Origin of the sequence: Vibrio sp. (genome assembly GCF_048266485.1) — a bacterium.
Lineage (GTDB): Bacteria > Pseudomonadota > Gammaproteobacteria > Enterobacterales > Vibrionaceae > Vibrio.
Map to the genome: position 1 here is coordinate 75513 of NZ_JBLWZK010000002.1, position 11291 is coordinate 86803.

General features: G+C 42.0%; 9 protein-coding genes. 8 read left to right on the forward strand and 1 reads right to left on the reverse strand.

All coding sequences use genetic code 11. From position 1 onward, the window contains the following. Positions 1-119 precede the first annotated feature (119 nt). From recQ to polA, 4 genes are all read left to right on the forward strand, one after another. The gene (recQ, locus tag ACN0T8_RS05035; RefSeq protein WP_417879567.1) at positions 120-1961 is read left to right on the forward strand and encodes an ATP-dependent DNA helicase RecQ; all 1842 of its coding nucleotides are present in this window, start codon (positions 120-122) and stop codon (positions 1959-1961) included. A 3-nt stretch (positions 1962-1964) separates the two neighbouring features. Then, entirely contained in the window at positions 1965-2270 is a 306-nt protein-coding gene (locus tag ACN0T8_RS05040; protein WP_417879568.1) for a DUF3630 family protein, read from the forward strand. A 337-nt stretch (positions 2271-2607) separates the two neighbouring features. Beyond that, positions 2608-3318: a 7-cyano-7-deazaguanine/7-aminomethyl-7-deazaguanine transporter gene (locus ACN0T8_RS05045; RefSeq protein ID WP_417879569.1), complete on the forward strand. Its 711-nt coding sequence runs from the start codon at positions 2608-2610 to the stop codon at positions 3316-3318. 836 nt (positions 3319-4154) lie between these two features. Next, positions 4155-6986 carry a DNA polymerase I gene (gene polA / locus ACN0T8_RS05050; RefSeq protein ID WP_417879570.1) on the forward strand — a complete coding sequence of 944 codons (2832 nt, stop codon included), beginning with the start codon at positions 4155-4157 and terminating at the stop codon, positions 6984-6986. Positions 6987-7801: 815 nt separating this feature from the next. Here polA and yihA read toward each other — a convergent pair. Beyond that, the gene (gene yihA, locus ACN0T8_RS05055; protein WP_417879571.1) at positions 7802-8521 is read right to left on the reverse strand and encodes a ribosome biogenesis GTP-binding protein YihA/YsxC; all 720 of its coding nucleotides are present in this window, start codon (positions 8519-8521) and stop codon (positions 7802-7804) included. Between the two features lie 182 nt (positions 8522-8703). Between yihA and ACN0T8_RS05060 the strand changes: the two genes are divergently transcribed. From ACN0T8_RS05060 to ACN0T8_RS05075, 4 genes are all read left to right on the forward strand, one after another. Then, positions 8704-9321: a c-type cytochrome gene (locus ACN0T8_RS05060; protein ID WP_417879572.1), complete on the forward strand. Its 618-nt coding sequence runs from the start codon at positions 8704-8706 to the stop codon at positions 9319-9321. A gap of 287 nt (positions 9322-9608) precedes the next feature. Next, the gene (locus tag ACN0T8_RS05065; protein ID WP_417879573.1) at positions 9609-10247 is read left to right on the forward strand and encodes a class I SAM-dependent methyltransferase; all 639 of its coding nucleotides are present in this window, start codon (positions 9609-9611) and stop codon (positions 10245-10247) included. A gap of 30 nt (positions 10248-10277) precedes the next feature. Continuing rightward, positions 10278-10853: a Der GTPase-activating protein YihI gene (yihI, locus tag ACN0T8_RS05070; protein ID WP_417879574.1), complete on the forward strand. Its 576-nt coding sequence runs from the start codon at positions 10278-10280 to the stop codon at positions 10851-10853. Between the two features lie 55 nt (positions 10854-10908). Then, the coding region (locus ACN0T8_RS05075) for a DUF2489 domain-containing protein (protein WP_417879575.1) at positions 10909-11291 on the forward strand (383 nt) is incomplete at its 3' end.

An 11291-nucleotide genomic window follows, 5' to 3' on the forward strand; every position in this document is an offset into this window, starting at 1 on the left:
AATATACCTAATGAATTACGGGAATAAGTAAATTGCCCGATCCTCATGTTTCAATCAGCTGCGATCCCCACTACAATGGGCGGCTGATTTTTAGGTTCACTTTTTGTATTGAGATAGGCATGCCCACCACTGACGCTGCACAAGTGCATTCGCACTCAACACCGACACCCGCTCAAACTCTGCAAGATGTGTTTGGTTATCAGCACTTTCGTGTTGGTCAGCAAGAAGTGATCGATAGTGTGCTTGCTGGACAAGATAGCTTAGTGATTATGCCAACTGGTGGCGGCAAGTCTTTGTGCTATCAAGTTCCCGCTTTATTGCATTCTGGTCTCACCATCGTTATTTCCCCTTTAATTTCCTTGATGAAAGACCAAGTCGACCAATTAAAAGCCAATGGCGTGGCGGCAGAATGCATTAATTCCAGTATGGAAAGAGAGGAATTGATTCGGGTTTATAACCGTATGAACAACGGTCAATTGAAGATGGTTTACATCTCACCCGAGCGAATCTTAAGCCGAGACTTTAGTGAACGATTAGAGCACCTTTCGATCAGCATGATTGCGGTAGATGAAGCGCATTGTATTTCTCAATGGGGGCATGATTTTCGCCCTGAATACGCGCTACTCGGCCAATTAAAGCAGCGTTTTCCTCATGTTCCTGTAATGGCGTTAACCGCCACTGCCGATGATGCAACCCGCAAAGACATCATTTCTCGTCTGCAACTCAATCAACCTTTGGAATATTTAGGCAGCTTTGACCGACCGAATATTCGTTACACCTTATTAGAAAAGCATAAGCCGGTTTCGCAAGTGATCCGCTACCTTGCGACCCAAAAAGGGCAATGCGGCATTATTTATTGTGGCAGCCGTAAAAAAGTCGAAATGGTGACGGAAAAGTTGTGCAATAACCATATTCGCGCCGCAGGCTATCATGCTGGTATGGATAACGATGAACGCGCTTATGTTCAAGAAGCCTTTCAAAAAGACGACATTCAAATCGTGGTGGCCACAGTAGCGTTTGGTATGGGCATTAATAAGCCAAACGTGCGCTTCGTACTGCACTTTGATATTCCGCGTAACATTGAATCTTATTATCAAGAAACCGGACGCGCCGGGCGTGATGGCTTACCTGCGGAAGCGGTGATGCTATATGACCCGGCCGATATGGGTTGGCTGCGCCGCATGCTGGACGAAAAAGATGATGGCCCGCAAAAGCAAGTGGAAAGCCATAAACTCAATGCGATGAGTGCTTTTGCGGAAGCGCAAACCTGTCGTCGTCAAGTACTACTAAATTACTTTGGTGAATATAGCCACAAAGCGTGCGGCAACTGCGATATCTGCCTAGATCCACCGAAACATTTTGATGGCACAGAAGCGGCGCAAAAAGCGTTGTCGTGTGTTTATCGAGTCAACCAAAGCTTTGGTGTTGGTTATGTCGTCGAAGTATTGCGTGGTATGCAGAATATTCGCGTACGCGATAACGGCCACGATAAGATCAGTACTTATGGGATTGGTAAAGAACATAGCCATGATTATTGGGTAAGCATTATGCGCCAATTGATTCACAAAGGGTTACTCACACAAAACATCACCCGTAACTCTACCTTGCAACTAACCGAAGAAGCGCGTCCTTTATTACGCGGTGAAATGTCGATTGAACTGGCGGTGCCGCGTTTAGATACCGCACTACGTTCCGCTAAGAACGACAAACTGGTGACTAAAAATTACGATAAGAAGCTATTTGCCAAGTTACGTAAACTGCGTAAAGCGATTGCCGATGAAGATGGCTTGCCGCCTTATGTGGTATTCAGTGACGCGACCTTGGTTGATATGGCGGATATTCTGCCGACCTCCTATGGTGAAATGCTGGCAGTGAATGGGGTTGGGCAACGTAAATTAGAAAAATACGCCGATGCATTTTTAGATGTGATCCAAGAACATTTAACCAATGGGGAAGGGTAGGTTATGGCTAAATATAGCTTAAGAGAATTTGATGCACAGGCCGGTCGAGTTATCTTGCTTAACCCTAGGTTTGATTATGACTCCTTTGCAGTTTTAGGCTCAGAGCTAGTGAAACTGTTATCAGCTTCTATTATTGAAAAGCAAAATGATGCTGATCTGCATTCATGGTTAATCGACTTTGAAGGTTGTCAGTTATTTTTACGTGCTGAACATTATTCCGAAACCATCTGGTTAGAAGCTATGGCACCGAATCAAGCAGATGAAGAGCTGCAATATCTAGCGAAATTATTTGCTATGGGAATAGGGTAGAGCTTAAGGGCAGATCGCTTCGCTGCTCGTGTCTCGTTACGCTACGCTTTTCGTGGCTAGTTGGTGGGAGCGGAGAGTTTATTTGTAATACAGTAATGTTTAGCTTGCTTCGATTGTTGGGAAATAGAAAACTTCCGAGACCCGAGACCCGAGACCCGAGACCCGAGACCCGAGACCCGAGACCCGAACATATTGTTTGAAAAACGAACAGTTGAACTGGGCGATCATTTCTGTATAATCGCTCGCCTTAATATCTGACTAATTAGTCAAATATCGAATATTATTCATTTGCAATTATGGGTTCCCTCGCCCCCATATATTAAAAAAAGGTCACAATATGACTCGTTTAAAATCTGCTTCGCAGGCGGCGTTCTCGTCTGTTCAATACACTAATCAACAACAAAATAAAGCACTGTTTTGGTTGGTTATCTTCCATTTGGTGGTGATTGCATCGAGTAATTACTTAGTCCAAATTCCTTTTACCATCTTTGGTTTGCACACCACTTGGGGCGCATTCACTTTCCCGTTTATCTTCCTAGCGACGGATCTAACAGTACGCATTTTTGGTGCAGGTATGGCACGTAAAATCATCTTCTGGGTGATGTTGCCAGCACTAGCGATTTCTTATGTATTATCGGTGATGTTCTTTGAAGGCAAGTTCCAAGGAATGGCTCAGTTAGGCGTGTTTAACCTGTTTGTTGCCCGTATTGCTATTGCTAGTTTTATGGCATATTTGCTTGGTCAAATTTTGGATGTGCACGTTTTTAACCGTTTACGTCAGTTGAAACAATGGTGGGTGGCGCCAACCTGTTCAACACTATTTGGTAATGCGCTTGATACTATCGCCTTTTTCTCTATTGCCTTTTATATGAGTAGTGATCCATTTATGGCAGAACATTGGACCGAAATTGCTTTGGTTGATTACAGTGTGAAACTGATCATTAGCTTAGGTTTGTTTGTGCCTATGTATGGCGTGCTGCTTAATTACTTAATGAAAAAGCTCACCACGGTAGTTGATGTTTCCTCTCAACAGGAAGTGAATGCGTAAGCATGGCTCGTCGCTCGGGCGCTCCGCTGCTTGTTTTTCGGAAAAGATGGCGACGAAATGCCCGAGCGCTTCGTTTTGTATTGAGGGTAACTAAACAAATATCCTCCGCTCTTCCGTACTACGAGAAGTGAAACGCCCGAGAACCAAGTAACGTCCCATCTTCTTTTCCTAGAAACTAGCAACTCGCACCTAGAAACCATTTTTATTATCCGAGCAACGATCTTAAACTTCAAGCAATATCAATCACTTGAGATTATCCTTCGAAATTACTTTAAATTAAATGATATTTTTTCTCATTTAGGGGTTGATCATTTAATGAGAATGATTATTATTAACCACGTCGAAGGGAAAAAGAGAATCAAACGCAACAGCATGAGATTCTTGGCTTTTTGAAGACACGACATTGCTCACATTGCTTCCAGTGTATTTAAGCTTTCGTGGTAGGTGCATCAAGTATTACATCTAGCCACTTTTTGCTAAGCGACGCCCATTCGGTGTCGCTTTCTTTTTGCCTATGGTTTAGTGATCCTATTTTACCTATCGTTATTATTGTCAATTAACATAGGATCCATTGTGATTAATTGTTTTCCACAAAAGATCCTTGCGATTCTTTTTATCCTATCATGAGTGGTTTCTATATAAGTTGTTGTTTATATTTGAATAATATTATTTTTTATTAATAATGTTGATTTTTGTGAAATTTCATTTAAAAAGTTAACAACAAAGTTATCCACAGATGATTAAGTTGTGCTTACGACATATCAATAGATTCATTTAGTCAGACGTGGCATTCTAGGCGGATCGTATGTTTCTCATCAGCTTGGGTACTAGACACTATGGCAACAATCGCTGACAACTCTTTGATTCTTATTGATGGATCTTCTTATTTATATCGCGCCTTTCACGCTTATCCTGAAAGTATGAATAACGGTAACATTCAAACCAATGCGGTGTACGGCGTGGTTAACATGCTACGTAGTATGATGAAGCAGTTTTCTTCTGAGCGAATTGCGGTGGTTTTTGATGCTAAAGGTAAAACCTTCCGCGATGATATGTACTCTGAATATAAAGCCAACCGTCCGTCGATGCAGCAAGAGTTACGCGATCAAATTGAGCCTTTACACAATATTATTCGTGCGATGGGGTTGCCACTGATTTGTGTGCCGGGTGTTGAGGCTGATGATGTGATTGGTACTTTGTCTTCACAAGCTTCTAAGCAAGGCATGCCGGTATTAATCAGCACTGGCGATAAAGATATGGCTCAGCTGGTGGATGATAATGTCACGCTGATCAACACCATGACTAATGTGGTGATGGATAGAGAAGGCGTCATTGAAAAGTTTGGCTTACCACCTGAACTTATCATCGATTATCTCGCGTTGATGGGCGATAAAGTCGATAACATTCCGGGCGTACCGGGTGTCGGTGATAAAACCGCGGTCGCTTTGTTGCAAGGTCTAGGAAGTCTAGAAACCATTTATCAAAATTTAGATAAGATCGCTGATCTTTCTTTCCGCGGTTCGAAAACCATGGCGAAGAAGTTGCTTGAGAATAAAGAAAATGCGGATCTTTCTTATTTGCTAGCCACCATCAAGTTGGATGTGGATCTCGATTGTCAGCCACAAGATCTTTGCAAAGCTGAACCAAATAAAGATGAGCTGATGAAGCTATTTGGCGAGCTGACCTTTAAATCTTGGTTAAACGAGTTACTTGAAGGCGGCGACGGTAACATTGCAGCAGTTGATGGACTAGCACAAGTCAAAGCAGAACAACACGGCGGCGCGAGTCAAAGTGCCACTAAATCTGCGACCACCGCCGATGCGCTTGAAGTCGATATGAGTCCTGCCAATATTGATCGCAGCCAATATGAAATCATTTTTGATCAAGAGACTTTCCTTGCTTGGTTAGATAAATTGAAAGCTTCGGATGTATTTGCTTTTGATACTGAAACCGACAGCTTGAACTACATGGAAGCCAACTTGATTGGTTTGTCATTTGCAGTTTCCGAAGGCGAAGCGGCTTATGTACCCGTTGCCCATGATTACCTTGATGCGCCAGCACAACTGGATCGTAATTGGGTTCTTGAGCAACTGAAACCGATTCTCGAAGATGATTCACAAGCCAAAGTCGGCCAGAACCTTAAATACGATGCTAGCGTACTCGCACGTTACGATATCGAGATGAAAGGCATTCGCTTTGACACCATGTTAGCGTCTTACGTGTTTAACAGCGTGGGTGGCAAACATGATATGGATAGTCTAGCGTTCCGCTTCCTACAACATAACTGCATTTCTTTTGAATCACTGGCAGGTAAAGGCAAAAAGCAACTGACCTTCAACCAACTAGATATTGAAGAAGCTGGTCCTTATGCGGCGGAAGATGCCGATGTGACATTACGTTTGCATAACCGTTTACAAGCTGCTTTAGAGCAAGATGCCGGTTTGAAATCTATCTATCAAGATATTGAAGTACCTCTAGTACCCGTGATCTCACGTATTGAACGTACCGGCGTGATGATTGATGACATGCTACTGAATGCTCAATCCAAAGAATTAGAAGCACGTCTTGAGGAGCTAAAAGCCAAGGCGTTTGAGTTGGCTGAGCAAGAATTCAACCTTAACTCACCAAAGCAATTACAAGCGATTCTATTTGAAAAAATGGGCTTGCCTGTGGTGAAGAAGACTGCCTCTGGCGCACCATCAACCAATGAAGAAGTACTGCAAGAGCTAGCATTAGACTATCCGTTACCTAAGCTGATTTTAGAAAACCGTGGTTTAGCTAAGTTGAAATCAACCTACACCGATAAACTTCCGAAGATGATCAACCCGCAAACGGGCCGAGTGCATACTTCATATCATCAAGCGGTTACCGCGACCGGGCGTTTATCATCAACCGATCCAAACTTACAAAATATTCCAATTCGTAATGAAGAAGGTCGCCGCATTCGCCAAGCGTTTGTTGCGCCACATGGTTGGAAAATTTTAGCGGTCGACTACTCACAAATTGAATTACGTATCATGGCGCACTTATCCGGAGATAAAGCGTTATTAGAGGCGTTTGCTCAAGGTAAAGATATTCACTCCGCGACTGCCGCTGAGGTGATGGGATGCAACATTGAACAAGTCACGTCTGAACAGCGTCGTCGCGCTAAAGCGGTTAACTTTGGTTTGATTTATGGCATGAGTGCCTTTGGTCTTGCTAAGCAACTAGGTATTCCTCGTGGTGAAGCGCAACAGTATATGGATGTGTACTTTGAGCGCTATCCTGGCGTAATGCAATATATGGAAGATACACGCTCAAAAGCAACAGAACAGGGTTATGTTGAGACTTTATTTGGTCGTCGTTTACATCTACCAGAAATTAAATCGAGCAACGGTATGCGTCGTAAAGGTGCTGAACGTGCGGCAATCAATGCGCCAATGCAAGGTACAGCGGCAGACATCATTAAGAAAGCCATGTTGATTGTCGATCAGTGGATCCAAGCCGAAGGCAATGGCGATGTGAAACTCTTGATGCAAGTACACGATGAATTGGTGTTTGAAGTGAAAGAAAGCGAATTAGCACGTATTGAAATAAAAATACAGCAGCTTATGGAGTCTGCTACTGAGCTGAATGTGCCATTAGTGGCAGAATTTGGTCATGGAGACAACTGGGATCAAGCCCACTAAGAATTTGTTGTTTTATTTACATCTATTTTTATGAGCCACCTCACTATGTGGCTTTTTTTTATTCGAAATAAAGTTTTGATTTTGTTTGTGAATTGGTAATTTTCATAAAAAATATGAAAATTTAGTACAGAAAAAGCTTGATCTGAGTATCATTTCCGGTAAATTAATAGTCGTAGGGTACAGAGGTAAGATGTTCTATCTTTTAGACCTTTTGTTTCACGTTATTGGATTAGGCTGTTTCAGCCGCCCCAGTCAGTTTTTGACTGGGGCGTTTTTTCTTGTAGAGAAGTAAAAGTAAAATTAACTAACCAACTGAAAGAAAAGCGAATTAAATCACCCTCTTCAATTTAAATTTCTGCATTTATTTTTATTTTTCCTCAATAATATTCTGCTGAGTAACCTCTAAATTTCCTAATTACAGAGCAAAATTCATTTTGTAGTAAAACAACAGAACAAATCACCAGTTATTGCTTCTATCGTGTATTTAATTTACCAATGAAAACAAGATTGTGAATTACGTCGGAAATTTTTGTAATTTGATTGAAAATGAGCGGATTGATGAGTGTATTTAGCCGGATGGTTTTTAGGGCTCAGAATCGGGAAAGGAGGTAATCTTGTGTTTTTTAGGTTCTTGGTCAATGCTCAATATACCTAAGTTACTTGGGGACACTACAATTAGAAAACCTCCATTTCTCTCCCATTTTCCCCAAAGGCTGCCATGCCTTTGGGGATTTCTTTTATCTGAAGTTTACGCTTCATTTTTTACGGGCCCATCAGATATAAAAAAGCAGCCAAAGTTTTTCAGCTAATCGGTATTAGTTTTTACTGACATCATCCTGAATTTCAGGGTTAGTAATGATGACCTCATCTTCAGCGGCAAATTCTGCTGCCAACTCTTCACGATGCAGTTGTTCCATCATCTCTTCGCTCATTAAGGCTGGGGCGAACCATGAGTCGAGTTTGTTACGTAGCTGATCGACGCCAATCCCTTTCAAAGAAGAGAACACATCGACTTGCACGTCACCACAGAAAGCCATCGATGCTTCACGAATCTTCAATAGTTGCGCTTTACGTGGGCCTTGTTTCAGTTTATCGGCTTTAGTCAGTAGAACTTGAACCGGAATATTCACTTCTACCGCCCAGTAAATTAACTGCTGATCGAGATCTTTCATCGGGTGACGAATATCCATCAACACCACGAGACCTTTTAAGCATTCGCGTTTTTGTAAATACTCACCGAGTGATTTCTGCCACTTCTTTTTCATTTCAATTGGTACTTGGGCAAAGCCATAACCAGGTAGATCGACAATGTGACAATTTTCTGTCACTTTAAACAAGTTTATTAACTGAGTTCGACCCGGTGTTTTACTGGTTTTCGCGAGGTTTTTCTGATTGGTCAATCGATTTAATGCGCTGGATTTCCCAGCATTAGAACGACCTGCAAAAGCAACTTCAATGCCTTCGTCTTCAGGAAGATGGCGAATATCAGGGGCACTCGTAATAAAGTGGGTATTTTGATAATGGATTTTTTCCATATTTGTTAACTCCATCTCCACTTTTGTAGAGGAATGATTGCTTTTATGTATAATTGTGTACAATTGGTTTACTTGTCTGGGCAAGACTAAAATAAGTATCCCCAAGTAACCGTTAGACATAGTGTACCATGAACGCTTATGCATCGTGGTAGTGGAAGCTGAATAATTATAAATGGAATGTCATGAAAAAATTAGTATTCATTATTAGTTTAGTTGCCAGCTGCTCTGTGTGGGCACAAGGTGATATTGAAGCAGGGAAGGAAAAATCTACCACTTGTGCGGCTTGTCATGGTGCTGATGGTAATAGCGTCGTGACTCAATACCCTAAGCTAGCAGGCCAACATGTTAAATATTTAGAAAAGCAGATGCATGACCTTAAATTAGGCATGAGCAGCGGTGGCAAACAAGGTCGTTATGACCCTGTGATGAGCGCGATGGCGATGCCACTAACAGATGAAGATATTTCAGATCTTTCTGCTTATTACGCCTCATTACCTCAAACCGAAGGTTCAACCCCTGAAAATGTAGTAGAAAAAGGCAAAGCACTTTACTTTGCCGGTGATGCTGAAAAAGGCATTACTGCTTGTGTTGCATGTCATGGACCTCGTGGACATGGTATGGAATTAGGCGGCTTCCCGAAAATTTCAGGTCAACATGCTGAATACATTAAAGCTCAGCTAGAAAAATTCCGCTCCGCTGATCGTAGTAATGATTTAAATGGCATGATGCAAGATGTCACTAAAAATCTAAGCGATGAGGACATTGATATTTTGTCTAAGTACATCGGCGGTTTGCATTAAGCTCTATACCCTTCGTACTTAAAACTATAGCTGTGTTGGCGATGTTTATTCGCCTCAATCACATAAGAAAACTATGTTCATGGGGCCTCATTCCCTTACCACCTCACTGCAACTTCAGTTACTTTGAGTATAGTTTTACAATATAGATTATCAGACCCTCAACAAGTGTGAATTTGTTGAGGGTTTTGCTTTTCTAACAAAAAATCTTTCGCGAAATTGCTTAATAAAACTCCACTCTAACCGCCATTTCTGGTATGTTGCGCATCCTTAATCTAAGGGGTTATTTTATGTATACCTGTCCATTGTGCCAAAGTAGCCAAACCAATATCTATTATCAGGATAATCGTCGCCAGTATTTACAATGCCAGCAGTGTGTTTTGGTGTTTGTAAACCCAGAGCAGCGTGTGGATGCTGAAGCTGAAAAAGCGGTGTATGATTTGCATGAAAATGACCCTCAAGATCAGGGCTACCGTCGCTTTTTATCGCGTATGGAAGACCCATTATTACAACGTATCGCTCCGCAATCTCAAGGCTTAGACTTTGGCTGTGGACCGGGCCCGGCGTTAGCGATGATGCTAGAAGAAAAAGGGCATCAAGTGGCGTTGTATGATCTTTACTATTACCCTAATAAACAGGCTCTACATCAACAATATGACTTCGTTACCGCAACTGAAGTTATCGAACACCTCTTTACTCCCAACCTAGTGTGGCAGCAATGGCTGGATATGTTAAAGCCGGGTGGCTGGCTTGGCGTCATGACCAAGTTAGTGAAAGATGTAGATGCATTTGCCAGTTGGCATTATCGACATGACCCGACTCATGTAGTGTTTTTTAGCCGAGAAACCTTTGAGTTCTTAGCCAATCGTGACCAGCTGCAACTTGAATTTATCGGTAATGATGTCATGTTACTGAAAAAGGCTGAGTAATAAATTTCGGCCTTAAAATAGGAAAAAAGAATGTCTCGTACGAAAAAATCTAGAAAGCCAGGATCAACCGGTTCTGAAGAAGTGATTGTAACGCGTAATCGCTCTGAATCGGATGTAGAAGGTCGTTTACGTAAGCGTCTCAACAAGCGTAAAGGCTTAAAAACTGGTAGCCGTCATTCAGATGGTTCGGGTGCGCACAACCAACGTAGTCAAGGCGGTTCTAAAGATCCTCGCCATGGTAGTAAGAAACCGATTCCTTTGGTTGTGGAAGCGAAAGCAAAACCGTCGAAGCAGCAGCGTAAGCTTAATGCCGAGCAAGAGCTTGAAGCGATCCAAAACGATCCTCAACTAAATGTGTTGATCGACCGCCTAGACAACGGTGAGAAGTTGGGGGCAGGCTTGCAGAATTATGTCGATCAAAAATTAGATCGTTTAGAAGCATTAATGAAGCAACTTGGCATTTTTGATGAAGATGACATGGTAGAATCTGAGCCTGAAGAACAGGCTGTGGATGAAAAACCTGTCTCTAAGAAATCGAAGAAACCTGCTTCAGATGATGATCTACTATCACAATTTGAAGATTTAGATTTAAACGATTTTAAATAAACGAATAGCCCTGCCACTTTATTGAGTGAGTAGGGCGTTTAGCGGAAGGAATTTTATGCCGATCGTATTGTTAGCCATTGTTGGAGCCATCATTATTGTTGCTTTAGCCAGTTATGCTGGTTTTTTGTTGATCAAAATTAAAAAGCAAAAGCAACTGATTGAAATTCAGCAACAAAGAGCAATTGAAAAGCGTAACGCCAACATCTTTGAAAATGTGAATACCTTATGTATGGCCGGTATTCATGAGCAATGTGATTTATCTGAAATCGTGATCCGAGTGTATTGCATTATGGATTATGTCCAAGGCGATCAACGCATCGACTTTGCTCAAGATTATCCTGCTATTTATGAATTGTATGATGTCGTCAAAGATATGGCCCGCGGTGAAGAGAGACAAAAGCTCGCCAAACAAGATCGAATGAAGCAAAACTTAGCGCG